Source organism: Pseudomonas extremorientalis (assembly GCF_024584605.1).
In the GTDB taxonomy this organism is placed as follows: domain Bacteria; phylum Pseudomonadota; class Gammaproteobacteria; order Pseudomonadales; family Pseudomonadaceae; genus Aquipseudomonas; species Aquipseudomonas extremorientalis.
Genome location: NZ_CP089519.1, coordinates 6033345 through 6057962 on the forward strand (window position 1 = coordinate 6033345; position 24618 = coordinate 6057962).

A 24618-nucleotide genomic window follows, 5' to 3' on the forward strand; every position below is an offset into this window, starting at 1 on the left:
GCCATTTTTCTCCGGGATACAGGTTTACGCAGATGAGCAAGACTTCTCTCGATAAGAGCAAGATCAAGTTCCTTCTTCTGGAAGGCGTCCACCCATCGGCCGTCGAAGTACTGAAGGCCGCCGGGTACTCCAGCATTGAGTACATCACCAGTTCTCTGCCGGAAGCCCAGCTCAAGGAAAAGATCGCCGACGCGCACTTTATCGGCATTCGCTCCCGCACTCAGCTGACCGAAGAAATCTTCGATCACGCCAAGAAACTCGTGGCGGTCGGCTGTTTCTGCATCGGCACCAACCAGGTCGACCTCTCTGCTGCGCGCGAGCGCGGCATCGCGGTGTTCAACGCACCGTACTCCAACACCCGTTCCGTGGCGGAGCTGGTGCTGGCCGAGGCCATCCTGTTGTTGCGCGGCATTCCCGAGAAGAACGCTTCCTGCCACCGTGGCGGCTGGATCAAGAGCGCGGCCAACTCCTTCGAGATCCGCGGCAAGAAGCTGGGCATCGTCGGTTACGGCTCGATCGGCACTCAGTTGTCGGTCCTGGCTGAAGGCCTCGGTATGCAGGTGTTCTTCTACGACACCCTGACCAAGCTGCCATTGGGCAACGCCACCCAAGTGGCCAGCCTGACCGAGCTGCTGGGCATGTCCGACATCGTGACCCTGCACGTTCCGGAAACTGCCGAGACCCAGTGGATGATCGGCGAGAAGGAAATCCGCGCCATCAAGAAGGGCGGCATCCTGATCAACGCCGCACGCGGCACCGTGGTCGAGCTGGACGCCCTGGCCGATGCGATCAAGGACAAGCACCTGATCGGCGCCGCCATCGACGTGTTCCCGGTTGAGCCTCGCTCCAACGACGACATCTTCGAAAGCCCGCTGCGTGGCCTGGACAACGTGATCCTGACCCCGCACATCGGCGGTTCCACCGCTGAAGCCCAAGCCAACATTGGCCTGGAAGTGGCCGAGAAGCTGGTCAAGTACAGCGACAACGGTACCTCGGTATCGTCCGTGAACTTCCCGGAAGTGGCCCTGCCGGCTCACCCTGGCAAACACCGTCTGCTGCACATCCACCAGAACATCCCTGGCGTGATGATGGAGATCAACAAGGTCTTCGCGGAAAACGGCATCAACATCTCCGGTCAGTTCCTGCAGACCAACGAGAAGGTCGGCTACGTGGTGATCGACGTCGACGCCGAGTACTCGGACCTGGCGCAAGAGAAGCTGCAGCACATCAACGGCACTATCCGTAGCCGCGTGTTGTTCTAAGGTTTCGACCGCACCACGAAAAAGGGAGCCCCTCGGGGCTCCCTTTTTTGCATCTGAACAAATCTTACTTGACGTTAACCGTGATCACTTTCGAGGCTACAGTGGGCTCGAACTGGCGGTGCACGTTATCGCCCGCCACCAGTTGCAAGGTGTGCTTGCCTGGGGCCAGTGTCAGTTCGGTTTCGGTTTGCGCCTTGCCGAAATGGATAGAGGTGGCGGTGGCCGGGATCGCCTCGTCTGCTTTGAGCGACGTCACGTCCTGGTCGACCAGCAGGTGATGGTGACCGGCACCGGGCACCTGCTTGTCGATCGGTTCCAGGTCCAGCCCCTTCACGCCAAACTTGACGGTGAAGGTCTTGTCGACGGTGGCGCCATCTTTGGGCGAGACGATAAACACCTCGGCGCCCTTGGGTGCGGGGGTGCGGGGAACATCAGCAGCGTTTGCCAACATCGAAGCACCCAGCATCAGGGAGGCCAGGGTGGCACGGGACAAAAGGGCTTTCATTCGCTTCTCCAGTTTTTCTGTGAAATCTGTAGGGTTAAGACAACTTCGCGACAAATTGCTGTCCAAGGCACTCAACACCATAGCAAAGCGATGCTGACCGGCGCCTCGCACATAAAAATTCTCTAGGAGTGACCATGCGCTTTTCGCCTGGCCTGTTACTGCTGCTTCCCCTTCTGAGCCCCCTGGCTCACGCCGAACTGGTCGATGATGTGTTCGATCGTGGCGAACTGCGCATCGCCCTTGAAGCCAATACACCTCCGTTCAACTTCAAGGAAGGCGACAAACTCACCGGTTTCGAAGTGGAACTGGGTGAGCTGCTGGCAAAGGAAATGGATGTGCGCTCCTCGTTCATCACCACCGATGACGTCGACTTGCTGCCCGGCGTGGCAACCGGCAAGTACGACGTGGCCATCAACCATATCGCTAAGACTGCCGACCTTGAGGATCAGTTCGATTTCAGCGAGGTTTATCGCGAGAAGCCTGATTTGGTGATCCCGTTCCAGAAGGGTAACCCGGCGTTCAAGACGAGCCTGGACGGCGCGCTGAAGCGGGTGAAGGAGGATGGCCGGTTAAAGGCGCTGTCGCAGAAGTGGTTTGAAGGAGAAACCCCGACTACAGCCGCGCCAGTGCCCGCGCAGCCTCAGGCAGCTCCAGCTCACTGAACACCTGCACGCCGTGGCGCTTGAGCAGTGCCGCGGTTACGCCCTCGCCACTCACTTTCACGCCGGTAAAAGTGCCGTCATAGGTGAGCAGGTTGCCACAGGACGGGCTATTGGCCTTGAGCACGGCGATGCGGATAGCGTGGCGTTGAACCAGAGCCAGTGCCTGGCGGGCACCATCAAGGAACGCTGCGCTGAAATCTTCGCCCTCGGCCGTCAGCACCTGGGCACGCCCCTCCCACACATCCACACCCTGCCCGCCTGGGATCTCGGCAGCAGGTCGTGGCGTTGGCAAACCACCCGACACTTCCGGGCAGATCGCAACCACACGCCCCTCGGCCTGCCACACGGCCAACTGGTCGAACGGCCCGCTGGCGCCACCGTCATAACGCACCTTGTGCCCGAGCAGGCAGCGGCTGATCAGAATCTTTTGCATGCTCAGAACGGCTCGTTGCCCCGCCGGCGAAACCAGCCGGTGAGGGACAGGCGTTCGCGCGTGGCGGGCATCACTTCGTGGGGCACCTCGCCAGACAGGAACACCACCAGGCTACCGCCGGTGGGCACCACGTCGTATTCGACGCCGTTTTTGAGGTACATGCGCAACTGGCCGCCATGTTCGGGCAGCCAGGCATCGTTCAAGTAGATCACCGCCGAGACCATGCGCCGGTCATCGTCACGGAAACGGTCCAGGTGCTTGAGGTAAAACGCCCCCGGCGGGTACATCGCGAAATGGCTTTCGAAGTCTTCCAGGCCCAGGAACAGGCCACGGTTCATGGCCAGGCGCAGGCTGTCCATCACCGCCATATAGGTGTCGCAAACCGCCGCATCGCCCTCTTCCAGCCACTGGATGTGGTCACCGCGAATGCCTTCACGGATCTCCTGGCTCGGGCCGCGCCCTACCGCTGCCGGGGCCAGCTCACCTTCGGCCTTGCGTTTACGGCACTCAGCCGCCAGTTCCAGGGTCAGAGCCTGGGGCAGGAAGCCGTCCTGTCGGGACCAGCCCTTTTCGGCCAGGTCGTCGACAATACATTGCAGCAAGGGGTGATCGAAGGGCATTTGCATGGCGCGCATAGTATCCATACGCCTGTGAATCCGACAGAGCCGCCGAGCGTCTGAATGCACTTTAGTCAGGTGACTGATAGGACTTCTCGACAAATCCTACGCCCGACACGGACAATAGTGGCCGACTGACAGGAGTCCCTATGCGTCGTTTGTTTTTTTCCTTGCTGATGTTCTGCGTTTTGCCCGCCTGGGCAGACGGCCATGACCAGTTGTACAAGGTCGCCGGCTGGGCCGAACAACGTGCGCATTTCAATGACGCCCTCAGTGCCGCCCAGCAACGCTATCGCAATAGCCTGCCGCCGGCGGTGTACCAGGCGCTGGTGGACAACAGCAATAAACGCTTTGCCGCCCAGGCCATGGACCAGCGTGCCGAAGCGCAATTGCGCAAACACCTGGCGGACCCTGCGCCTGCCTTGGCGTTTTTCCAATCGCCCCTGGGCCGCAAGATTGTCGCCGCCGAATTGCTCGCCACCCGCCGTGACCAACTGGCGAAAAACGCCCAGGGTTTGCCGAAAATCGAAGCCGGCGCCACACGCAGCCTGATCATCGGCCACCTGGCCCAGGCCCTGCCGGCCCGTGAAGCCGGCGCGGAAGTCAGCCTGGCGATTGCCGGCGTGGCGGCCGACAGCCTGAGCCAGATGATCCCCGGCCTGCTGGGCGGCGGCCAGGCCCAAGGCATGTTGAATGGTCAACGTGAACGGTTGATGCAGCAGATCGACAAGGATCTGAACAACACGCTGCTGTACGTCTATCGGGATCTGTCCGACCCGGAGTTGGAAGAATTCGCGACGTTTGCGGAGTCGCCGGAAGGTAAGGCGTATTACCAGGCAGCCCTTGCCGCTATTCGCGCGGGCCTGGCGGTCGGCCAAAGCACCTCAAGCCTTGCGCAGTAAAAATGTGGGAGGGGCAAGCCCCCTCCCACATTTGGATCGTCTTAGTTCAGGTGCTGGGTGAGATACCTGAAGTACTGCTCGCGAATCTCCGGAATCTCATTGGCCAAGTGATGCCTGCCACGCGGCAGCATCAACACCTCCGGCTGGTCGAACTTGCTCCGCAACACCTGCAGGTTGTGCTGCCAGTCCACCGTCATGTCTTCTTCACCCTGCACGATCACCGGCCGCCGAGGGCTGCGCGGTGCGGCTTCGATGTGTTTGATCCAGCGCGCCAAGGCGCCCACCCAGGCGGTCGGCAACTGGCGCGGCTGCAGCGGGTCGGCTTCAAGGAACGGTTTGAACGCGGGGTCGTTGGTGTTTTCGCTGAACCGCCGCGCAATGCCTTTGACGAAGGGGCGCAGTAGGTAATAGCTGACCTGCGACCAGCCCCACGCACGCGGCCGCACCAGGGGGGACAGCAGGAAGGTCTTGCCCTGGGCGGGGCTGTCGGCGCCGTGGTTGAGCAGGTGGTCCACCACCACCGCGCCGCCGGTGCTTTGCCCGAACAGGTGCCAGGGTTGTGGTAATTGCAGGGCTTCGGCCTGGCTAAACAGGGCCTGCACCACGTGCTGGTACACCGCAAAATCGTCGATGCTGGCACGTGCGCCGCTGGACAGCCCATGCCCGGGCAGATCGCAGGCGATCAACACGAAGCCCTGGTCCAGCGCCCACTTCACCACATGACGGTACAGCCCCATGTGGTCGTAGAAGCCGTGGAACATGAACATCGTGGCCACCGGTGTGGGCGGCCACCACACTTGCGCGACCACCTCGAATCCATCCACCTCGAAGCGCCCCAGGCGACTCACCGCCTGGTCCAGCCCATAGAAACGCTGGTAGACCCGTGCCTCGGCTGAAAGCGGTTGCGCATCCACCAGGGGCTGCAGGCTTTCGCGCAGATGATCGGGGTCAAAGGTGACGGGCATAAAGGCTTCCAGACTGGCGGCGAAGATGAATATCGAGCTGCGATATTCATCTGTCAGGACAAGCATGGCAAGCTACGCGACCTTCGAGGATACATCTGAATGCGACAGCCCTACCGCACCGCTCTATTCGCCAGCCTGATCCTGGTTATCTGCGCGGGCGTGCTGTGGGCGGCGTATGACTGGTTCCAGGGCCGCTACCTGCGCGCCTTCAGCGAACACACGGCGGTGTTTTCCGGTGACCCATTGAAGCTGCCCGCCGACCTCGCCGGCCCCGGCCCGATCCGCCTGGTGCACTTCTGGGACCCAGCCTGCCCGTGCAACGTCGGCAACCAGCAGCACCTGGGCGAGTTGATCGAGCAGTACGCGCCCCAAGGCGTCGAGTTCTACGCCCTACAAAAGCCCGGCAGCCACGGCCAACTGCCCGACAACCTGCGCACGATGAAAACCCTCGCCGCCCTGCCCGGCGCCGACCAGGTGCCGGCCAGCCCGGCCGTGGGGATCTGGGATCGCACAGGCAAGCTCGCGTATTTCGGGCCCTACAGCGAGGGCCTCACGTGCAATTCCAGCAACAGCTTTATTGAGCCGATCCTGAAGGCCCTTGAAGTGGGGCGCGAGATAAATGCTACTCACACCCTGGCGGTGGGCTGCTATTGTTCGTGGCCAAAAGGCTCGTAACCCGCCTCTCTCTTGGTAAGGAATGTTCATGAAGCGCGTCTTGCAGGTGTTCGCGGTTCTGGTCGTGCTGGCTGCCCTTGGCGCAGGCGCATACGTCTATAGCAAGCAGCCCACCCGCCAGGGCACGGTGACGCTGGCCAACCTGCAAGGCTCGGTCACGGTGCGCTACGACGACCGTGGCGTGCCGCATATCCGCGCCGAGAACGAAACCGACCTGTATCGCGCCCTGGGCTATGTGCATGCCCAGGACCGTCTGTTCCAGATGGAAATCATGCGGCGCCTGGCGCGTGGCGAATTGGCCGAAGTGCTCGGGCCGAAGGTGCTGGAGACCGACAAACTGTTCCGCAGCCTGCGCATTCGCGACCGCGCCGCGACCTATGTGGCGCAACTGGATCATGAGTCGGCGCACTGGAAGGCCCTGCAAGCCTATCTGGACGGGATCAACCAGTATCAGGACAGCCACGCCCGTCCGATGGAGTTCGACGTGCTGGGCATCCCCAAGCGGCCGTTCACCGCCGAAGACACCATCAGCGTCGCCGGGTATATGGCCTACAGCTTTGCCGCCGCGTTTCGCACCGAGCCTTTGCTGACTTACGTACGCGACCAGTTGGGCAGCGACTACCTGAAAATCTTTGATCTCGACTGGCAGCCCAAGGGCGCCCTCCACCTCGCCGCCAGCGACTGGCAGACCCTCGGCGCCCTCGCGTCACTGAGCGAACAGGCCCTGGCCGACAACGGCCTGCCGCAGTTCGAAGGCAGTAACGCCTGGGCCATCAGCGGCAACCTTACCAAGAGCGGCAAGCCGTTGCTGGCGGGTGACCCGCATATTCGTTTCTCGGTGCCGTCGGTGTGGTACGAAGCGCAGCTGTCGGCGCCGGGTTTCGAGCTGTATGGCTATCACAACGCACTGGTGCCGATGGCATTCCTGGGACACAACCTGGATTTCGGCTGGAGCCTGACCATGTTCCAGAACGACGACCTCGACCTGATCGCCGAGAAGGTCAACCCGGACAATGCCAACCAGGTCTGGTACCACGGCCAGTGGGTCGACATGACCCGCACCGAGCAACAGATCGCGGTGAAGGGCCAGGCGCCGGTGACGTTGACCCTGCGCCAATCGCCCCACGGCCCGATCATCAATGACGTGCTCGGCGAGAACGCCGGCAAGACCCCGATTGCCATGTGGTGGGCGTTCCTCGACACCCAGAATCCGATCCTCGAAGGCTTCTACCAGCTCAACCGCGCCGACACCCTGGCCAAGGCCCGAGCCGCTGCAGCCAAGGTGTCCGCGCCGGGCCTGAATATCGTGTGGGCCAACGCCAAGGGCGATATCGGCTGGTGGGCGGCGGCGCAATTGCCGATTCGCCCGGCCGGGGTCAACCCCGGTTTCATCCTCGATGGCAGTACCGAACAGGCCGATAAACCGGGTTTCTACCCCTTCAGCGCCAACCCGCAGGAAGAAAACCCGGCACGCGGCTATGTGGTGTCGGCCAATGCTCAGCCCGCGTCGCCCACCGGTATGGAGATCCCCGGCTATTACAACCTGGCCGACCGTGGCCAGCAGTTGAATGCGCAGTTGAGCGACAAGAGCGTGAAATGGGACGTGAACAACAGCCAGGCCTTGCAACTGGGCACCACCACCGCTTTCGGCCCGCGCCTGCTGGCGCCGCTGTTGCCGGTACTGCGTGAGGTGGTCAAGGACCCGGCACAGTTGAAACTGGTGGAGCAGCTTGCACGTTGGAAAGGTGACTACCCGCTGGACTCCACCAGCGCCACGCTGCTCAACCAGTTCCTGTTCAACCTGGCCGACGCGGCCTTCCACCCGAAACTCGGCGACGGCATGTTCAAGACTCTGCTCACCACCCGCGTGATCGACGCCGCCCTGCCACGCCTGGCCGCCACGCCGGACTCACCGTGGTGGGATGGCAAGCGCGCCGACACCGTCAAGCTCGCCTGGGACAACAGCCTCGCGCACCTCAAGGCCACCCTCGGCGATGACCCGGGCCAATGGCAGTGGGGCACCGCGCATACCCTGACCCACGGCCATCCATTGGGCATGCAGAAGCCTTTGGACAAGGTATTCAACGTCGGCCCGTTCCCTGCGCCGGGCACCCATGAAGTGCCGAACAACCAGTCGGCCATGATCGGCCCGGCGCCGTGGCCGGTCACCTACGGCCCCTCGACCCGCCGCTTGATCGACTTCGCCGATGCGGCTCACGCACTGACCATCAACCCGGTCGGGCAAAGTGGCGTGCCGTTTGACCGACACTACAGCGACCAGGCCGAAACCTACATCGAAGGTGGCTACGAACAGGCGCATTTCACCGATGAGGAAGTGACGGCCAATACGCGCGGGACACTGAAGCTGTTGCCCGCGCGCGCGCCGCAGTAACCGGCGCCTATACCGGCGCCGCAAAGTTAAGCCGGAACTGTTGCGGCGTCACGCCCAGGCGGCGGTTGAACACACTGCGCATGTGCTGGGCGTCGCGAAAGCCGCATTGGTAGGCCACGGTCTTGAGCGGTGCGGGGCTGCTTTCCAGCATGACCCGCGCCGCGTCCACCCGCGCCCGCTCGACAAACTCCGCCGGCGTGATCCGCGCCTCACGGGCAAACACCCGGGAGAAGTTGCGTGCGCTCATGTTCGCGGCCTTGGCCAGATCGGCAATGGTCAGGTCCCCGGTCAGGTTCGCCAACACATACAACTGCACCAGCGCTACCGCCGAGGTGGTTTCGGCGTGGGGCGTCAGAAACGGGCTGAACTGCGACTGCCCGCCCGACCGCTGGGTGAACACCACCAGGCGCTTGGCCACGCTCAGCGCGACTTCCGGGCCATGATCCTGGGCCAACAGATACAACGACAGATCGATGCCCGCCGTGACCCCGGCCGAGGTGTAGAGACTGCCGTCCTGCACATAGAGACGGTCGGCTTCGACCTGAGCTGTGGGGCACAAGCGCGCCAGATCCGCCGCATCGTTCCAGTGGGTGGTGACGGTTTTCCCGTCCAGCAGCCCGGCGCGGGCCAGCAGGAAAGTGCCGTTGCAGATCGAGCCGAAGCGCTGCGCACGCGCCGTGGCGCCACGTAACCAAGCATCGAACTCGGCGCCGAAGTCTTCGAAGGGCAACTGCGGACCACCCGCCACCAGCAGCAGGTCATACGCTTGCAACGCTTCGCTGTAGTGCCGGTGGGCCTGCAATGACAGGCCGTTGGAAGCAACCATGTTGCCGTGACCGAAGCCGATGACGTCCAACCGGTAATGATCCTGCGGCGGCAGAAAACGGTTGGCTTCGCAGAACACGTCCATGGGACCGCTCACGTCCAGTGACTGGACGCCGGGGAAGATCAGGATGGCGACGGTTTTTTGCATGGGTAGACCTTTATGTCCGGGCGAACGCAAAACCCTGCGGGAGCTGGCTTGCCTGCGATGCAAGCGACTCGGTCCATCAGGTATACCGCGGTGATGATATCGCAGCGGTGCGGCGATCCGACAAGCCAGCGCCTACATTTGACCGAGTACACCCTTGGCGTGATATGCCAGCACATTGGCCGGGATCGCTCCCCCGCCGCGATGGCCCCTTGGCGGCCACGCGAACAGACTGGACTCATCGGCGCCACCCCCGGCGCTTTGTTGAGGAGAACCACCATGACCACCACCATCGCCGGCATCCCGATTCCGGACAGCGCCCTGGCCAAGGCCACCACCGAATACATCCGCGACGTCGAATCCGACCTGCTCTACCACCACTCGCGCCGGGTATTCCTGTTCGGCGCCTTGAGCGGTGAACGCAAGCAACTGGCCTACAACCCGGAGCTGCTCTATGTCGGCGCGATGTTCCATGACCTGGGCCTGGTGGAAGGCCATCGCAGTGACAACGAGCGCTTCGAAGTCGACGGTGCCAACGCCGCGGCCGCGTTCCTCAAGCCATATGGGCTGAGCGATGACGATATTGAACAGGTGTGGCTGTCCATCGCCCTGCACACCACCCCAGGCGTGCCGCAACATTTGCGCCCGACTGTGGCACTGGTGACGGCCGGCGTTGAAATGGACGTGCTGGGCATGGACTACGCCGCGTTTTCCAGCTTGCAGCGCGAAGCCGTGGTGCATGCGCACCCACGCGGCGAGGGGTTCAAGGAGTGCATCATCTGCGCGTTTGCCGACGGCTTGCGCCATCGTCCGCAGACCACGTTCGGCAACGTGAAGACGGATGTGCTGGTGGATCAGGAGCCGGGGTTCAAGCCGATGAATTTTGTGGAGGTGATCCGCAAGTCGCCCTGGACTTGAAATGCAATCAAACGTAGGAGGGGGCTTGCCCCCGATAGCGGAGCATCAGCCACATATCCATCGGCTGACACACTGTCATCGGGGCAAAGCCCCCTCCCACATTTAGACCGGTGCAGCTGCCCGGCGCTTGTCCGGCTGCTGCCAGCCATCGGCAGCGGCTTCTTCAATCGCTTGCTGAATGGCCTTCTTGCGCATCTCTTCGGCACGCCGGCTGAAGAACCACACCAGGAAGGTCACCAGCGACACCGCCAGCAGGATCAGGCTGGCCACGGCGTTGATTTCGGGTTTGACCCCAAGACGCACCGCCGAGAACACTTCCATCGGCAAGGTCGTCGAGCCCGGGCCCGATACGAAGCTGGCAAGCACGAGGTCATCCAGGGACAACGCGAACGACATCATGCCGCCCGCCGCCAGCGACGGCGCAATCATCGGGATGGTGATCAGGAAGAACACCTTCCACGGCCGCGCACCCAGGTCCATCGCCGCTTCTTCGATCGACAGGTCCAGCTCACGCAATCGCGCCGACACCACCACCGCCACATACGCCGCGCAGAATGTGGTGTGGGCGATCCAGATGGTGACGATGCCACGCTCCTGGGGCCAGCCGATCATCTGCGCCATGGCCACGAACAGCAGCAACAGCGACAGACCGGTGATCACCTCGGGCATCACCAACGGCGCGGTCACCAGGCCGCCAAACAGCGTGCGGCCCTTGAACTGGCTGATGCGCGTCAGCACGAAGGCCGCCAGGGTGCCCAGCGCTACCGCGGCCACCGCCGTATAGCAGGCGATTTCCAGGGAACGCGCCACCGAACCCATCAACTGGGTGTTGTCCAGAAGGCCCACGTACCACTTGATCGACCAACCGCCCCACACTGTCACCAGCTTGGATTCGTTGAACGAGTAGATCACCAGGATCAGCATCGGCAGGTAGATGAACAGCAACCCCGCCACCAGCATGAAACTCGAGAAACTGAAGCGCTTCATATCTTGCCCTCCATCTCTTTGGCTTGGCTGCGGTTGAACAGGATGATCGGCACGATCAGGATCGCCAGCATCACCACCGCCAGCGCGGAGGCCACCGGCCAGTCACGGTTGTTGAAGAACTCTTGCCACAACACTTTACCGATCATCAGGGTTTCCGGGCCGCCCAGCAGTTCCGGGATCACGAACTCGCCCACGACGGGGATGAACACCAGCATGCAACCGGCGATGATGCCGTTCTTGGACAGCGGCACGGTGATCTTCCAGAAGCTGTTGAAGGTGCTCGAACCCAGGTCCGAAGCGGCTTCCAGCAGGCTCTGGTCGTGTTTCACCAGGTTGGCGTACAGCGGCAGGATCATGAACGGCAGGTACGAATAGACCACGCCGATATACACCGCGATGTTGGTGTTGAGGATCTGCAGCGGCTCGTTGATCAAGCCGATGGACAGCAGGAAGCCATTGAGCAAACCGTTGTTGCTGAGGATGCCCATCCACGCATACACGCGGATCAGGATCGCGGTCCAGGTCGGCATCATGATCAGCAGCACCAGCACGGTCTGCATCTCTTTGCGCGCACTGGCAATGGCATAGGCCATCGGGTAGCCGATCAACAGGCACAGCAGCGTGCTGAAGAACGCCATTTTCAGCGAGCCCAGGTACGCAGCGATGTACAACTCGTCGTCGCCGAGCATCGCGTAGTTGCCCAGGTTGAGCACCAACTGCAGTTTCTGCTCAACGAAGGTGTAGATCTCGGTATACGGCGGGATCGCCACGTCGGCTTCGGCAAAACTGATCTTCAGGACGATGAAGAACGGCAGCATGAAGAACAGGAACAGCCACAGGAAGGGAATGCCAATGACCGCATGACGGCCACTGGGCGTTATTCGTTGCAGGCGGCGCTTGAGCTTCTTCATGTTCATGAGCGCAGTACCACGCCGCTGTCGTCTTCCCACCATACGTAGACCTGGTCACCCCAGGTCGGCCGCTGGCCACGGCGCTCGGCGTTGGCCACAAAGGACTGCACCAGCTTGCCGCTCGGCAACTCCACGTAGAACACCGAATGGCCGCCCAGGTAGGCAATATCGTGCACCTTGCCGCTGGACCAGTTGTGCTCGCAGGTCGGCATTTCGGTGGTGACCAACAGTTTTTCCGGGCGGATGGCGTAGGTTACCGACTTGTCTTCCACCGAGGTGGCGATGCCGTAGCCCACATAGATGTCGCGGTCCAGGTCCGGGCACTTGAGCACCGCGTGGCCTTCGGCGTCATCGACCACTTGGGTGTCGAAGATGTTGACGTTGCCGATGAACTCGCACACCAGGCGGCTGGTAGGCGTTTCGTAAATGTCGATCGGGCTGCCGATCTGCGCGATCCAGCCCAGGTGCATGATCGCGATGCGCTCGGCCATGGTCATGGCCTCTTCCTGGTCGTGTGTCACCATCACGCAGGTCACGCCGACGCGCTCGATGATCTCCACCAGTTCCAGCTGCATCTGCGAACGCAGTTTCTTGTCGAGGGCGCCCATGGGCTCATCGAGCAGCAGCAGTTTCGGGCGCTTGGCCAGGGAACGGGCCAGGGCCACACGCTGGCGCTGGCCACCGGACAACTGGTGCGGCTTGCGCTTGGCGTACTGGCTCATCTGCACCAGTTTGAGCATCTCGGCCACGCGGGCGTCGATCTCGGCCTTGGGGATCTTGTCCTGTTGCAGGCCGAAGGCGATGTTCTGCGCCACGGTCATGTGCGGGAACAGGGCGTAGGACTGGAACATCATGTTGATCGGCCGCTCATAGGGCGGCATGTCGGTGATGTCCACACCGTCGAGGTAGATGCGGCCCTCAGTCGGGCGCTCGAAACCTGCGAGCATGCGCAGCAAGGTGGACTTGCCCGAACCCGAACCGCCGAGCAAGGCGAAGATCTCGCCTTTCTTGATTTCCAGGGACACATCGTCCACGGCAATCGTCTCGTCGAACTTCTTCGTGACCCGGTCGATTTTGACCAGCACCTTTTTCGGTGTCTGGTCCCCTTCGAGGGCTTTCTTATAGGCGCCGGAGGCAACTGCCATTTACGAAACTCCCAACAAAAATTTCTGTGCGCCCGAGGCGGGCGAACCTTGGATAGTTTGAGCCTTACTTGCCCGTCTTGACCTTGGTCCAGCTACGGGTCATCAAACGTTGCACTTTCGGGGGTAGCTCGAAGTTGACGAAGGTCCTGTCGAGTACCGCCTGCGGTGGGTAAACCGCTTCGTCCGTGCGTATCGATTGCTTCATCAGTTTGTCCGCCCCTGGGTTAGGGTTGGCGTAACCGACGTAATCACTGACCTGGGCGATCACCTCAGGTTGCAGCAAATAGTTGATGAAGGCGTGGGCTTCTTTGACGTTGGTGGCATCCTTGGGGATGGCCAGCACGTCGAACCACAGGTTGCCGCCTTCCTTCGGAATCGCGTAGGCGATGTTCACGCCCTTGCCCGCTTCGCTTGCGCGAGCCTTGGCCTGGAACACATCGCCGGAGAACCCGGCCGCCACGCAGATGTTGCCGTTGGCCAGGTCCGAGATGTATTTGGAAGAATGGAAGTAGGTCACGTAGGGTCGCACTTTGAGCAGCTTGGCTTCGGCCTTCTTGTAGTCTTCAGGGTTCTCGCTGTTGGGGTTCAGGCCCATGTAGTTGAGCACTGCCGGCAGCATTTCGTCCGCCGAGTCCATGAACGACACGCCGCACGTCGCCAGTTTCTTCATGTTTTCCGGCTCGAACAGCACGGCCCAGGAATCGATATGGTCGACGCCCAGCACTTCCTTCACTTTATCGACGTTGTAGCCGATGCCATTGGTGCCCCACAGGTACGGTACGGCGTACTGGTTGCCCGGGTCGTTCTTTTCCAGGCGCTTGAGCAGCGCCGGGTCAAGGTTGGCGTAATTTGTCAGCAACGACTTGTCGAGCTTCTGGAATGCCCCGGCCTTGATCTGCTTGCCCAGGAAGTGGTTGGACGGCACCACCACGTCGTAGCCGGTACGCCCGGCCAGCAGCTTGCCTTCCAGGGTTTCGTTGGAGTCAAACACGTCATACACGGGCTTGATGCCGCTGGCCTTTTCGAAGTTGGCCAGGGTGTCGTCGCCGATGTAATCCGACCAGTTATAAATATGCACGGTCGGTGCGGCCTGTACGCTCAACGTCAGCGTGATACCTGCACCCACCAGCATGGCTTTGCGAAATAAAGAAATTGGCAAGTGGAGGTCCTCTTAAATAGTTGGGCCTTAAAGTTGTTGCCCGGCAACAAAACCGGCGCGCAACTTACCCTCGATAAACCGATCCGGCAAAACTTTCTGTTATTTAATTTGTGAGAGGGGCAGTCAAACTGCCCCTCCACCGGTTTCAGCGCTTACTTACCGGACTTGATCTTGGTCCAGCTGCGTGTCATTTCACGCTGGGTCGCAGCCGGCAGGTCGGCAATGGCGTAGAGCTTGGCCTGCACATCCGCTGGCGGGTAGATGCCCGGGTCGCTGGTGATGTCTTTGTCGACCAGTGCGGTGGCCTTCTCGTTACCGTTCGGGAAACGCACGCTGTTGGTGATCGACGCCATGACTTCAGGCTTGAGCAGGTAGTTCATGAACTTGTAGGCCGCGTCGACGTTCTCGGCATCTTTAGGGATGGCGACCATGTCGAAGAAGCTGCCAGCGCCCTCTTTCGGAATGTCATAGGCCACCTTGACCTTGCCACCGGCTTCGGCCGCGCGGGACTTGGCCTGCTGGATGTCACCCGAGTAACCCACGGCCACGCAGATGTTGCCGTTGGCCAGGTCGGAAATGTACTTGGAAGAGTGGAAGTAGCCGATCGAAGGACGGATCTTCAGGAACAGCGCTTCGGCTTGCTTGAGGTCGTCTTTCTTCTGGCTGTCGGTCGGCAGGCCCAGGTAGTGCAGCGCGATCGGCAGCATTTCGGTTGGCGAATCGAGGAAGCTCACGCCGCAGCTTTTGAGCTTGGCGATGTTTTCAGGCTTGAGCAGCACGTCCCACGAGTCGATCTTGTCCACGCCCAGCGCGGCCTTGACCTTCTCCGGGTTGTAGCCGATGCCGATCGAGCCCCACATGTACGGGAAGGCGTGCTTGTTGTCCGGGTCGCTGACCGATACGGCCTTGAGCAGGGATTTGTTCAGGTTGTCGTAGTTGGACAGCTTGGACTTGTCCAGCTCCTGGTAGACACCGGCCTTGATCTGCTTGGCGAGGAAGTTGTTCGACGGCACGACGATGTCGTAACCGGACTTGCCTGCCAGCAACTTGGCTTCCAGGGTTTCGTTGCTGTCAAAAACGTCGTACACCACCTTGATGCCCGACTCTTTTTCAAAGTTGGCGATGGTGTCCGGTGCAATGTAGTCGGACCAGTTGTAGACGTGCAGCACTTTATCGTCTGCCTGGGCCGCGCCCGCCATTGCGCCCATCAGGGACAAGGCGAGGAGGGTCTTGCCAGCGTTCTTCAAACCTAATGCCTTCATTTGGTGATGCTCCGATTTTTTCTTTTTTGGGCCACAAGCTTTCAATGTTGAGTAGCCCAGCCAAAGGGCAACAAAACAGGGCGACAGTCTGGCAAGTTCCGAGGCCGGCTTTCAACCAAAGCCTCATTTATAACTGCCCTGAACGCAGCACCCGAAAGCCACTGCGTTCTGAGCCTAGCACTTAGCCCTGCAATGCCGCCAAAGTCAGGTCCAGGCACTGCCGAGCCTTGGTCACCAGCTCGTCGATTTCTGCCTTGCTGATCACCAGCGGCGGCGAAATGATCATGGTGTCGCCCACGGCGCGCATGATCAGGCCATTTTCGAAGCAGAACGTGCGGCAGATCATGCCGACACCCTTGCCTTCGTAGCGCTTGCGGGTGGCCTTGTCCTGCACCAGTTCAATGGCACCGAGCATGCCCACGCCGCGCACTTCGCCCACCAGCGGATGATCCGCCAACTCCCTCAGGCGTTTCTGCAAATACGGTGCCGTTTCATCATGCACACGGTTAACGATTTTTTCATCGCGCATGATTCGGATGTTTTCCAGGGCCACTGCAGCGGCCACCGGGTGACCGGAGTAGGTGAAGCCGTGGTTGAAATCACCACCTTCGTTGAGCACCGCCACCACGTCATCGCCCACGATCAGGCCGCCCATGGGGATGTAGCCCGAGGTCAGGCCCTTGGCGATGGTCATCATGTGGGGCTTGAGGTCGTAGAAGTCGCTACCGAACCACTCACCGGTGCGACCGAAACCGCAGATGACTTCGTCGGCAATGAACAGGATGTCGTATTTGGCGAGGATTTCCTTGATGCGCGGCCAGTAGGTGGCCGGCGGCACGATCACGCCACCGGCACCCTGGATCGGCTCGGCAATAAAGGCACCGACGTTGTCCACGCCCAGTTCCAGGATCTTTTCTTCCAACTGGTTGGCGGCCCACACGCCGAATTCTTCCGGGCTCATGTCGCCGCCTTCGCCAAACCAGTACGGCTGGGCGATGTGGGTGATGCCCGGGATCGGCAAGTCGCCCTGCTCATGCATATAGGTCATGCCGCCCAGGCTGGCGCCGGCCACGGTGGAACCGTGGTAGCCATTCTTGCGGCTGATGATGGTTTTCTTGTTTGGCTGGCCCTTGATCGCCCAGTAGTGGCGAACCATGCGCAACATGGTGTCGTTGCCTTCGGAGCCGGAACCGGTGAAGAACACGTGGTTCATGCCGGCCGGTGCGATGTCGGAAATGGCCTTGGCCAGTTCCAGCACTGGCGGGTGAGCGGTCTGGAAGAACAGGTTGTAGTACGGCAGTTCTTTCATTTGCCTGGCGGCGGCGTCAGCCAGTTCATCGCGGCCATAACCGATCGCCACGCACCACAGGCCGGCCATGCCGTCGAGGATCTTGTTGCCTTCGCTGTCCCACAGGTAAACGCCGTGGGCTTTGGTGATGATCCGTGGGCCTTTCTCTTTCAATTGCTTGAAGTCGCTGAACGGCGCCAGGTGGTGATCGCTGCTCAAGGCTTGCCATTCACGGGTTTGCGGGTTGTTGCTGGACATACCAATCTCCTAGACTTTTCAGTAAAGGGCGCGCCGTTCAAAGGGCGCGCCCGGCGTATCAGACGGCAAAGAGCAGGAATTCCCGCTCCCACGAACTGATCACGCGCTTGAAGTTTTCATGCTCGGCCCGCTTGACCGCGACGTAGCCTGTGATGAATTTCTGACCCAGGTATTTCTCGATGGTCTTGCTGTTTTCCATGCGCTCCAGGGCGTCTTCGATGGTCAACGGCAGGCGCAGGTTGCGCCGCTCGTAACCACGGCCCACCACCGGCGCGCTCGGGTTATGGCCTTCGACCATGCCGATGTAGCCGCACAACAGGCTGGCGGCAATCGCCAGGTACGGGTTGGCGTCGGCACCCGGCAGGCGGTTTTCCACACGGCGGTTCTGCGGGCCGGCATCCGGAACGCGCAGGCCGACGGTGCGATTTTCTTCGCCCCATTCCACGTTCACCGGCGCCGAGGTGTCGGGCAGGAAGCGGCGGAACGAGTTCACGTTGGGGGCAAACAGCGGCAGCAGTTCAGGGATGAATTTCTGCAGGCCGCCAATGTGGTTGAGGAACAGCTGGCTCATGGTCCCGTCTTCATTGGAGAAGACGTTCTTGCCGGTGGCGATGTCGATGATGCTCTGGTGCAGGTGCATCGCGCTACCGGGCTCGCCGGTCATCGGCTTGGCCATGAAGGTGGCGGCCACGTCGTGCTTGAGCGCGGCTTCGCGCATGGTGCGCTTGAACACCAGGATCTGGTCGGCCAGGGACAGGGCATCGCCGTGACGGAAGTTGATCTCCATCTGCGCCGTGCCGTCTTCGTGGATCAGGGTATCGAGGTCCAGCTCCTGCAGTTCGCACCAGTCGTAGACGTCTTCGAACAGCGGGTCGAATTCGTTGGCGGCTTCTATAGAGAAAGACTGGCGACCGGTTTCCGGGCGGCCGGAACGGCCAATCGGCGGTTGCAGCGGGAAGTCAGGGTCTTCGCAGCGCTTGGTCAGGTAGAACTCCATCTCCGGCGCCACGATGGGCTGCCAGCCTTTGTCGGCGTAGAGCTTGAGGACCTTCTTGAGCACGTTGCGCGGCGACAGCTCGATCGGGTTGCCTTGCTTGTCGTAGGTGTCGTGGATCACCTGGGCGGTCGGCTCGATGGCCCAAGGCACCAGGAACACGGCGTTCTGGTCGGGGCGGCAGATCATGTCGATGTCGGCCGGGTCGAGCAATTCGTAATAGATGTCGTCTTCGACATAGTCGCCGGTCACGGTCTGCAGCAGAACGCTTTCGGGCAGGCGCATGCCCTTTTCGGCAATGAACTTGTTGGTCGGCGAGATCTTGCCCCGGGTGATGCCAGTGAGGTCGCCAATCATGCATTCGACTTCTGTGATCTTGTGGTCTTTCAACCAATCGGTGAGCTGGTCGAGGTTGTTACTCATAAATGCCTCTGGGCTGGGTTTCCTGGCATCCATTAAAGGCCAGGCGTTGTTTGACGCAGCATCCGCGTCGTTTTTTTCGTTCAGGGTAGGAGCTTACCTGCCATTTGCTGCTGCGTTGCATTCCTCACGCCAAAGTTGTGCGCAATCTTGAGCAGCACGCAGGGCGCACGCCGCTCTCTGACAAATGAGGAAGCAAAAAAGAGGGTAGACCGGGCGTCAAGAATATTGGCCGGGGGACGCGCTATCACGCGGGAGGAAAATACGGATGACACAGCCTGGCTGAAGCAGGCCAAGACGCCGTTGGGCGGCAGGTGAAACATGAAGCACCCCGGTATTATTGCTGTTATGGGTTTGAATCGAGCTTAGCCTTGTTCATTTTTTTACACAACACCCCCGTAAAAAATACAACACGGCCCGCTCAAGCCTGCGAGTCCCAAGCCTCTCAAACCCAAAAAACCGCCCCAAAAAGCCCCAAAAAAGCCTTCACGGCGCTTTTTTAGGGCAAAAAAGGCCTCGCTTGACTTCGGCATGCCGTTCGGGTTGACTGAAACCAGAAAAGATCAATGATTGATATTTTTAACAACAAAGGTGTTGCATCATGTCGGTACCCCCGCGTGCCGTTCAGCTTAACGAAGCGAACGCGTTCCTTAAGGATCATCCTGAGGTTCTGTACGTAGACCTTCTAATTGCGGATATGAATGGTGTGGTGCGCGGCAAGCGCATCGAACGCACCAGCCTCCACAAGGTTTACGAGAAGGGCATTAACCTGCCTGCCTCTTTATTTGCCCTGGATATCAACGGCTCTACGGTGGAAAGCACCGGCCTGGGCCTGGACATCGGTGATGCTGACCGAATCTGTTATCCGATCCCCGACACCCTGTGCAATGAACCCTGGCAAAAGCGCCCCACCGCGCAACTGCTGATGACCATGCACGAACTTGAAGGTGAACCTTTCTTCGCCGATCCGCGCGAAGTGCTCCGCCAAGTTGTAAGCAAATTCGACGACCTCGGTCTGACCATCTGCGCCGCCTTCGAGCTTGAGTTCTACCTGATCGACCAGGAGAACGTGAACGGCCGCCCACAACCGCCCCGCTCGCCGATCTCCGGCAAACGCCCGCACTCGACACAGGTCTACCTGATCGACGACCTCGACGAATATGTCGACTGCCTCCAGGACATCCTGGAAGGTGCGAAAGAACAAGGCATCCCGGCCGACGCCATCGTCAAGGAAAGTGCCCCGGCGCAGTTCGAAGTGAACCTGCACCACGTGGCCGACCCGATCAAGGCTTGCGACTACGCGGTACTGCTCAAGCGCCTGATCAAGAACATCGCCTACGACCATGAGATGGACACCACCTTCATGGCCAAGCCGTATCCGGGCCAGGCAGGCAACGGTTTGCACGTACACATCTCGATCCTGGACAAAGACGGCAAGAACATTTTTGCCAGCGAGGATCCCGAGCAGAACGCCGCATTGCGTCACGCGATCGGCGGTGTGCTCGAGACCCTGCCCGCCCAGATGGCGTTCCTGTGCCCCAACGTCAACTCCTACCGTCGTTTCGGCGCACAGTTCTACGTGCCGAACTCGCCGTGCTGGGGCCTGGACAACCGTACCGTGGCGATTCGCGTACCGACCGGCTCGTCCGATGCCGTACGTATCGAACACCGCGTGGCCGGCGCCGACGCCAACCCTTACCTGCTGATGGCTTCGGTCCTGGCAGGCGTGCACCACGGCCTGACCAACAAGATCGAGCCTGGCGCACCGGTGGAAGGCAACAGCTACGAGCAAAACGAGCAAAGCCTGCCGAACAACCTGCGCGATGCATTGCGCGAGTTGGACGACAGCGAGGTGATGGCCAAGTACATCGATCCTAAATACATCGATATCTTCGTCGCCTGTAAGGAAAGTGAGCTGGAAGAGTTCGAACACTCCATCTCCGACCTTGAGTACAACTGGTACCTGCATACCGTGTAAGCGGTTGCGACTGTAAATGTGGTGAGCAGGCTTGTTGTGGCACGCCCGCTCGCCACAACAAGCCTGCTCGCCACAACAAACTCGCTCACCACAAAAGCCCTCGCCCCAGGTATGGATCATCTTCAGGCTCTGCGTACAATGCCCGCTGCCTTGTAGGAGACTTCCATGACCACCCGCCCCGCCGCCCTTCGCAAACCCCGCGCCCGCAGCCAGGCCCGGATCGACGCGATCCTCGACGCCGCCCGCACCTTGCTGGCTGCCGAAGGCGTGGTGGGTTTGTCGATCTACGGCGTGGCCGAGCGGGCGCAGATTCCGCCGTCGTCGGTGTATCACTTCTTCGCCAGTGTGCCGGCGCTGTTGGAAGCTCTGACCGCCGATGTGCATGCCGCTTTCCGGGCGGCGATTCAGGCGCCCATCGACCACGACTCACTCAAGCATTGGCGCGACCTGTCCTGCATCGTCGAACAGCGCATGCTCAGCATCTACGAGCACGACGCCGCCGCCCGCCAGTTGATCCTGGCCCAGCATGGGCTGACCGAAGTGACCCAGGCGGATCGTCAGCATGATCTGGAGCTGGGAGATTTGATGCTCGCGGTGTTCAACCGCCACTTCGAAGTGCCGACGCTACCGAAGGATGTGGATGTATTTGCCCTGGCGTTGGAGCTGAGCGACCGAGTGTATGCGCGCTCGGTGCATCAGCATGGGCTGATCACACCGCGCATGGCGGAGGAAGGGATGCGGGTGTTTGATGCGTATGTAGGGCTGTACCTGCCGCCCTACCTGCCCAAGCGTTAATTTTGTGGAGGCTGGGCCGGCCTCATCGGGGGCAAGCCCCCTCCCACACTTTGATTTGTGAATACATTCAAAATGTGGGAGGGGGCTTGCCCCCGATGGCGGTCTCAAGCGCGATCACAACTTGGCGATCGACACCTCGGTGGATTTCACGAAGGCAATCACTTCGCTGCCAATCACCAGCTCCAGCTCTTTGACCGAGCGGGTGGTGATCACGGAAGTGACGATGCCGGACGCGGTCTGCACGTCGATTTCCGACAGCACGTCGCCTTCGACGATTTCCTTGATGGTGCCTTTGAACTGGTTACGCACGTTGATGGCTTTAATAGTCATGGTGTTCTTCCTTCAGGGGACGAGTGAGTTATTGAGCCCAACGCAATTGCGTAGGCAGCGGTGAAACAGGTTCGGGTTCCGGTGGCGAGCCGGGCAACGACAGCACACGGTTGAGCACTTCAGCTTCCAACGCGGCCAGGCGATGTGAGCCCCGTGCACGCGGGCGTGGCAGGTCGACGATCAGGTCGAGGCCGATTTCGCCGCCTTCGATCAGGATGACGCGGTCGGCAATTGCCACGGCTTCGCTGACATCGTGGGTTACCAGCAACACGGTGAAGCCATGCTTCTGCCACAGGTTTTCGATCAGTTGCTGCATCTCGATGCGGGTCAGGGCATCCAGCGCCCCCAGCGGCTCATCCAGCAACAGCAGGCGCGGTTGGTGGATCAGCGCACGGGCCAGGGCCACGCGTTGCTTCTGCCCACCGGACAGCGCCGCCGGCCACTCGTTGGCACGTTCAGCCAGGCCGACCGCCTCCAGGGCTTCCAACGCTTTGGGGCGCCAATCGCCTTTAAGGCCAAGGCCGACGTTGTCGATGATCTTTTTCCATGGCAACAGGCGCGCTTCCTGGAACATCAACCGCGTGTCTTCAAGCGCTTCGCTCAGCGGTGCGGAACCGGCCAGCAGCTCGCCGCCGCTGGCTTTGTCCAGCCCGGCCAGCAGGCGCAGCAAGGTACTTTTGCCGCAGCCACTGCGGCCGACCACCGCCACGAATTGGCCGGCAGGTATGTGCAGGTCGATCTCCTTGAGCACTTCCCGTGCGCCAAAGGCCTTGCGCAACTTGCGTACCGCCAGGGGGATGCCCTTGAGCAGGCGCGGAGGTTGTTGAGCTGTCATGCCGCACCTCCTTTATTCACTTGATAGGCCGGGTGCCAGCGCAGCCACACACGCTCCAGGCCACGAGCAGCCAGATCGGCGAGTTTGCCGAGGATGGCGTACATCACGATGGCCAACACCACCACGTCGGTTTGCAGGAATTCACGGGCGTTCATCGCCAGGTAGCCGATGCCGGAGCTGGCCGAGATGGTTTCCGCCACGATCAGCGTCAGCCACATGAAGCCCAGGGCAAAGCGCACGCCGACCAGGATCGACGGCAGCGCACCCGGCAGGATCACCTGGCGGAACAGGCTGAACCCGGACAAGCCGTAGCTGCGCGACATCTCCACCAACGCCGGGTCGACATTGCGGATGCCGTGGTAGGTATTCAGGTAGATCGGGAACAGCGTGCCGAGGGCAACCAGGAAAATCTTCGCCGTCTCATCAATGCCGAACCACAGGATCACCAGCGGAATCAGCGCCAGGTGCGGCACGTTGCGGATCATCTGCACCGAACTGTCCAGCAGGCGTTCGCCCCACTTCGACAAGCCAGTGATAAAGCCCAGGACCAGGCCGATGCTGCCACCAATCACAAACCCCAGGCCGGCACGCCAGCCACTGATCGCCAGGTGCGTCCAGATCTCACCGCTGGCGACCAGATGCACGCCGGCAGCAATCACGGCACTGGGCGCCGGCAGGATACGGGTCGACAACCACCCCGCCGATACCGACAACTGCCACACCGCGAGCAATAGCACCGGCAGTACCCAGGGCGCCACGCGGTGGCTTAGTTTTTCATAGCTCATGGGGCGGCCTCAGCTCTGTGACGCAGCTTTGGGAAGGATATCGTTGGCGACCATCTCGCCGAACGGGCTGACGTAGCCGGCGCTTTTCGGCAGCTCGGGTCGCTCGATATCCAAGTGAGGGAACAGCAATTCGGCAACGCGATACGACTCTTCCAGGTGTGGATAACCGGAGAAAATAAACGTGTCGATACCCAGCGCGGCGTACTCCTTGACGCGTGCCGCCACGGTCGGGCCATCGCCCACCAGCGCCGTCCCCGCACCGCCACGCACCAGGCCAACGCCGGCCCACAGGTTGGGACTGACTTCGAGGTTGTCGCGGTTGCCGCCATGCAACGCCGCCATGCGTTGCTGGCCGACAGAATCAAAGCGTGCCAAAGAGGCCTGGGCACGGGCGATGGTGTCGTCATCCAGGTGGGAGATCAGTTTGTCGGCGGCCTTCCATGCTTCTTCGTTGGTTTCACGCACGATCACATGCAGGCGGATACCAAAGCGCACGGTACGCCCGAGCTTGGCGGCCTTGGCGAGTACCTGTTCGATTTTTTCCGCGACAGCGGCCGGTGGTTCACCCCAGGTCAACACCATTTCCACCTGCTCGGCTGCCAGGTCCTGGGCCGCTTCGGAGGAGCCGCCGAAGTACAGTGGCGGACGCGGTTGCTGGATCGGCGGGTAGAGCAGCTTGGCGCCTTTGACGCTGATGTGTTCGCCGTCGTAATCCACGGTCTCGCCTTCCAGCACACGGCGCCAGATGCGGGTGAATTCCACCGAGGCCTGGTAGCGCTCTTCATGGCTGAGGAACAAGCCGTCGCCGGCCAATTCTTCCGGATCGCCGCCGGTCACCAGGTTGAACAATGCACGGCCACCGGACAGACGATCCAGGGTCGCGGCCTGACGCGCAGCCACCGTCGGGGAAATGATCCCGGGGCGCAGCGCGACAAGGAATTTCAAGCGCTGGGTCACCGGGATCAGCGAAGCGGCCACCAGCCACGAGTCTTCGCAGGAGCGCCCGGTCGGGATCAGCACCCCACCGAATCCCAGGCGATCGGCGGCCTGGGCCACTTGCTGCAGATAACCGTGGTCAACGGCGCGAGCGCCTTCGGCAGTGCCAAGGTAATGGCCGTCGCCGTGGGTAGGCAGGAACCAGAAAATATTGAGGCTCATGGAGTTGTCTCC

At 61.1% G+C, this 24618-nt stretch carries 24 protein-coding genes; 8 read left to right on the forward strand and 16 right to left on the reverse strand.

Going from position 1 to position 24618, the window contains the following annotated elements; translation table 11 throughout:
- Positions 1–32 precede the first annotated feature (32 nt).
- Entirely contained in the window at positions 33–1262 is a 1230-nt protein-coding gene (serA, locus tag LUU92_RS27440) for a phosphoglycerate dehydrogenase (RefSeq protein WP_071490418.1), read from the forward strand.
- A gap of 64 nt (positions 1263–1326) precedes the next feature.
- Here the strand turns inward: serA and LUU92_RS27445 are convergent, their stop codons facing one another.
- The gene (locus tag LUU92_RS27445; protein ID WP_058426501.1) at positions 1327–1767 is read right to left on the reverse strand and encodes a DUF4399 domain-containing protein; all 441 of its coding nucleotides are present in this window, start codon (positions 1765–1767) and stop codon (positions 1327–1329) included.
- Between the two features lie 134 nt (positions 1768–1901).
- Here LUU92_RS27445 and LUU92_RS27450 point away from each other — a divergent pair, with 134 nt between their 5' ends.
- Positions 1902–2429, forward strand: a complete 528-nt coding sequence (locus LUU92_RS27450; RefSeq protein WP_071490419.1) for a transporter substrate-binding domain-containing protein — start codon at positions 1902–1904, stop codon at positions 2427–2429.
- On the opposite strand, the gene LUU92_RS27455 is transcribed toward LUU92_RS27450, so the two are convergent.
- Together LUU92_RS27455 and LUU92_RS27460 are read right to left on the reverse strand one after the other, a co-directional pair.
- The gene (locus LUU92_RS27455) at positions 2380–2862 is read right to left on the reverse strand and encodes a 2-thiouracil desulfurase family protein (protein WP_222540605.1); all 483 of its coding nucleotides are present in this window, start codon (positions 2860–2862) and stop codon (positions 2380–2382) included. The two genes, LUU92_RS27450 and LUU92_RS27455, sit on opposite strands and share 50 nt — an antisense overlap.
- 2 nt (positions 2863–2864) lie before the next feature.
- Entirely contained in the window at positions 2865–3497 is a 633-nt protein-coding gene (locus LUU92_RS27460; protein ID WP_092241837.1) for a 2OG-Fe(II) oxygenase, read from the reverse strand.
- A gap of 131 nt (positions 3498–3628) precedes the next feature.
- Between LUU92_RS27460 and LUU92_RS27465 the strand changes: the two genes are divergently transcribed.
- The gene (locus tag LUU92_RS27465; protein WP_071490422.1) at positions 3629–4381 is read left to right on the forward strand and encodes a DUF2059 domain-containing protein; all 753 of its coding nucleotides are present in this window, start codon (positions 3629–3631) and stop codon (positions 4379–4381) included.
- 41 nt (positions 4382–4422) lie between these two features.
- Here the strand turns inward: LUU92_RS27465 and bipL are convergent, their stop codons facing one another.
- Complete coding sequence (bipL, locus tag LUU92_RS27470; RefSeq protein ID WP_071490482.1) at positions 4423–5346, reverse strand: phospholipase BipL; 924 nt, start codon at positions 5344–5346, stop codon at positions 4423–4425.
- A gap of 99 nt (positions 5347–5445) precedes the next feature.
- Between bipL and LUU92_RS27475 the strand changes: the two genes are divergently transcribed.
- Positions 5446–6021, forward strand: a complete 576-nt coding sequence (locus LUU92_RS27475) for a DUF6436 domain-containing protein (RefSeq protein WP_071490423.1) — start codon at positions 5446–5448, stop codon at positions 6019–6021.
- A 28-nt stretch (positions 6022–6049) separates the two neighbouring features.
- Positions 6050–8413, forward strand: coding sequence for a penicillin acylase family protein (locus LUU92_RS27480; protein ID WP_257102909.1), 2364 nt, complete (start codon positions 6050–6052; stop codon positions 8411–8413).
- A gap of 7 nt (positions 8414–8420) precedes the next feature.
- On the opposite strand, the gene LUU92_RS27485 is transcribed toward LUU92_RS27480, so the two are convergent.
- On the reverse strand, positions 8421–9386 hold the full coding sequence (locus LUU92_RS27485) for a GlxA family transcriptional regulator (RefSeq protein WP_257102910.1): 966 nt from the start codon (positions 9384–9386) through the stop codon (positions 8421–8423).
- A 276-nt stretch (positions 9387–9662) separates the two neighbouring features.
- On the opposite strand from LUU92_RS27485, the gene LUU92_RS27490 reads away from it, so the two are divergent.
- Positions 9663–10301 carry an HD domain-containing protein gene (locus LUU92_RS27490; protein WP_071490426.1) on the forward strand — a complete coding sequence of 213 codons (639 nt, stop codon included), beginning with the start codon at positions 9663–9665 and terminating at the stop codon, positions 10299–10301.
- Between the two features lie 102 nt (positions 10302–10403).
- Here the strand turns inward: LUU92_RS27490 and LUU92_RS27495 are convergent, their stop codons facing one another.
- The 7 genes from LUU92_RS27495 to LUU92_RS27525 form a co-directional block, all read right to left on the reverse strand.
- Positions 10404–11288, reverse strand: coding sequence for an ABC transporter permease subunit (locus LUU92_RS27495; RefSeq protein ID WP_058426490.1), 885 nt, complete (start codon positions 11286–11288; stop codon positions 10404–10406).
- Positions 11285–12205 carry an ABC transporter permease subunit gene (locus tag LUU92_RS27500; RefSeq protein ID WP_058426489.1) on the reverse strand — a complete coding sequence of 307 codons (921 nt, stop codon included), beginning with the start codon at positions 12203–12205 and terminating at the stop codon, positions 11285–11287. Before LUU92_RS27500 ends, LUU92_RS27495 begins: the two co-directional genes overlap by 4 nt.
- Positions 12202–13344: an ABC transporter ATP-binding protein gene (locus tag LUU92_RS27505; protein WP_028618367.1), complete on the reverse strand. Its 1143-nt coding sequence runs from the start codon at positions 13342–13344 to the stop codon at positions 12202–12204. The genes LUU92_RS27500 and LUU92_RS27505 overlap by 4 nt, the downstream gene beginning before the upstream one ends.
- A gap of 64 nt (positions 13345–13408) precedes the next feature.
- The gene (locus LUU92_RS27510; protein WP_071490428.1) at positions 13409–14503 is read right to left on the reverse strand and encodes a polyamine ABC transporter substrate-binding protein; all 1095 of its coding nucleotides are present in this window, start codon (positions 14501–14503) and stop codon (positions 13409–13411) included.
- Positions 14504–14655: 152 nt separating this feature from the next.
- Positions 14656–15750 carry a polyamine ABC transporter substrate-binding protein gene (locus LUU92_RS27515; protein ID WP_071490483.1) on the reverse strand — a complete coding sequence of 365 codons (1095 nt, stop codon included), beginning with the start codon at positions 15748–15750 and terminating at the stop codon, positions 14656–14658.
- A 196-nt stretch (positions 15751–15946) separates the two neighbouring features.
- The gene (locus tag LUU92_RS27520; protein WP_257102911.1) at positions 15947–17311 is read right to left on the reverse strand and encodes an aspartate aminotransferase family protein; all 1365 of its coding nucleotides are present in this window, start codon (positions 17309–17311) and stop codon (positions 15947–15949) included.
- A gap of 58 nt (positions 17312–17369) precedes the next feature.
- A complete protein-coding gene (locus LUU92_RS27525; protein ID WP_003176780.1) occupies positions 17370–18728 on the reverse strand; it encodes a glutamine synthetase family protein in 1359 nt (452 codons plus the stop codon).
- A 598-nt stretch (positions 18729–19326) separates the two neighbouring features.
- Here LUU92_RS27525 and LUU92_RS27530 point away from each other — a divergent pair.
- Entirely contained in the window at positions 19327–20703 is a 1377-nt protein-coding gene (locus LUU92_RS27530; RefSeq protein WP_003213894.1) for a glutamine synthetase family protein, read from the forward strand.
- A 165-nt stretch (positions 20704–20868) separates the two neighbouring features.
- Positions 20869–21498, forward strand: coding sequence for a TetR/AcrR family transcriptional regulator (locus LUU92_RS27535; RefSeq protein WP_257102912.1), 630 nt, complete (start codon positions 20869–20871; stop codon positions 21496–21498).
- Between the two features lie 114 nt (positions 21499–21612).
- Here the strand turns inward: LUU92_RS27535 and LUU92_RS27540 are convergent, their stop codons facing one another.
- The 4 genes from LUU92_RS27540 to ssuD are packed head-to-tail and all read right to left on the reverse strand — an operon-like array spanning position 21613 to position 24606.
- A complete protein-coding gene (locus LUU92_RS27540; RefSeq protein WP_003213899.1) occupies positions 21613–21828 on the reverse strand; it encodes a TOBE domain-containing protein in 216 nt (71 codons plus the stop codon).
- Between the two features lie 28 nt (positions 21829–21856).
- A complete protein-coding gene (gene ssuB, locus LUU92_RS27545; protein ID WP_257102913.1) occupies positions 21857–22663 on the reverse strand; it encodes an aliphatic sulfonates ABC transporter ATP-binding protein in 807 nt (268 codons plus the stop codon).
- Positions 22660–23448 carry an aliphatic sulfonate ABC transporter permease SsuC gene (gene ssuC / locus LUU92_RS27550; RefSeq protein WP_071490432.1) on the reverse strand — a complete coding sequence of 263 codons (789 nt, stop codon included), beginning with the start codon at positions 23446–23448 and terminating at the stop codon, positions 22660–22662. The genes ssuB and ssuC overlap by 4 nt, the downstream gene beginning before the upstream one ends.
- A gap of 9 nt (positions 23449–23457) precedes the next feature.
- A complete protein-coding gene (gene ssuD / locus LUU92_RS27555; RefSeq protein ID WP_257102914.1) occupies positions 23458–24606 on the reverse strand; it encodes an FMNH2-dependent alkanesulfonate monooxygenase in 1149 nt (382 codons plus the stop codon).
- Positions 24607–24618: the final 12 nt, after the last annotated feature.

Coding starts and splice junctions, on each gene's coding strand:
- LUU92_RS27450 (WP_071490419.1), top strand. CDS start 1,902: ATGCGCTTTTCGCCTGGCCTGTTACTGCTGCTTCCCCTTCTGAGCCCC.
- LUU92_RS27505 (WP_028618367.1), bottom strand. CDS start 13,344: ATGGCAGTTGCCTCCGGCGCCTATAAGAAAGCCCTCGAAGGGGACCAG.
- LUU92_RS27520 (WP_257102911.1), bottom strand. CDS start 17,311: ATGTCCAGCAACAACCCGCAAACCCGTGAATGGCAAGCCTTGAGCAGC.
- ssuB (WP_257102913.1), bottom strand. CDS start 22,663: ATGACAGCTCAACAACCTCCGCGCCTGCTCAAGGGCATCCCCCTGGCG.
- LUU92_RS27535 (WP_257102912.1), top strand. CDS start 20,869: ATGACCACCCGCCCCGCCGCCCTTCGCAAACCCCGCGCCCGCAGCCAG.
- LUU92_RS27480 (WP_257102909.1), top strand. CDS start 6,050: ATGAAGCGCGTCTTGCAGGTGTTCGCGGTTCTGGTCGTGCTGGCTGCC.
- ssuC (WP_071490432.1), bottom strand. CDS start 23,448: ATGAGCTATGAAAAACTAAGCCACCGCGTGGCGCCCTGGGTACTGCCG.
- LUU92_RS27460 (WP_092241837.1), bottom strand. CDS start 3,497: ATGCGCGCCATGCAAATGCCCTTCGATCACCCCTTGCTGCAATGTATT.
- LUU92_RS27500 (WP_058426489.1), bottom strand. CDS start 12,205: ATGAACATGAAGAAGCTCAAGCGCCGCCTGCAACGAATAACGCCCAGT.
- LUU92_RS27530 (WP_003213894.1), top strand. CDS start 19,327: ATGTCGGTACCCCCGCGTGCCGTTCAGCTTAACGAAGCGAACGCGTTC.
- LUU92_RS27540 (WP_003213899.1), bottom strand. CDS start 21,828: ATGACTATTAAAGCCATCAACGTGCGTAACCAGTTCAAAGGCACCATC.
- LUU92_RS27490 (WP_071490426.1), top strand. CDS start 9,663: ATGACCACCACCATCGCCGGCATCCCGATTCCGGACAGCGCCCTGGCC.
- serA (WP_071490418.1), top strand. CDS start 33: ATGAGCAAGACTTCTCTCGATAAGAGCAAGATCAAGTTCCTTCTTCTG.
- LUU92_RS27455 (WP_222540605.1), bottom strand. CDS start 2,862: ATGCAAAAGATTCTGATCAGCCGCTGCCTGCTCGGGCACAAGGTGCGT.
- LUU92_RS27465 (WP_071490422.1), top strand. CDS start 3,629: ATGCGTCGTTTGTTTTTTTCCTTGCTGATGTTCTGCGTTTTGCCCGCC.
- LUU92_RS27475 (WP_071490423.1), top strand. CDS start 5,446: ATGCGACAGCCCTACCGCACCGCTCTATTCGCCAGCCTGATCCTGGTT.
- ssuD (WP_257102914.1), bottom strand. CDS start 24,606: ATGAGCCTCAATATTTTCTGGTTCCTGCCTACCCACGGCGACGGCCAT.
- LUU92_RS27445 (WP_058426501.1), bottom strand. CDS start 1,767: ATGAAAGCCCTTTTGTCCCGTGCCACCCTGGCCTCCCTGATGCTGGGT.
- LUU92_RS27495 (WP_058426490.1), bottom strand. CDS start 11,288: ATGAAGCGCTTCAGTTTCTCGAGTTTCATGCTGGTGGCGGGGTTGCTG.
- LUU92_RS27485 (WP_257102910.1), bottom strand. CDS start 9,386: ATGCAAAAAACCGTCGCCATCCTGATCTTCCCCGGCGTCCAGTCACTG.
- LUU92_RS27525 (WP_003176780.1), bottom strand. CDS start 18,728: ATGAGTAACAACCTCGACCAGCTCACCGATTGGTTGAAAGACCACAAG.
- bipL (WP_071490482.1), bottom strand. CDS start 5,346: ATGCCCGTCACCTTTGACCCCGATCATCTGCGCGAAAGCCTGCAGCCC.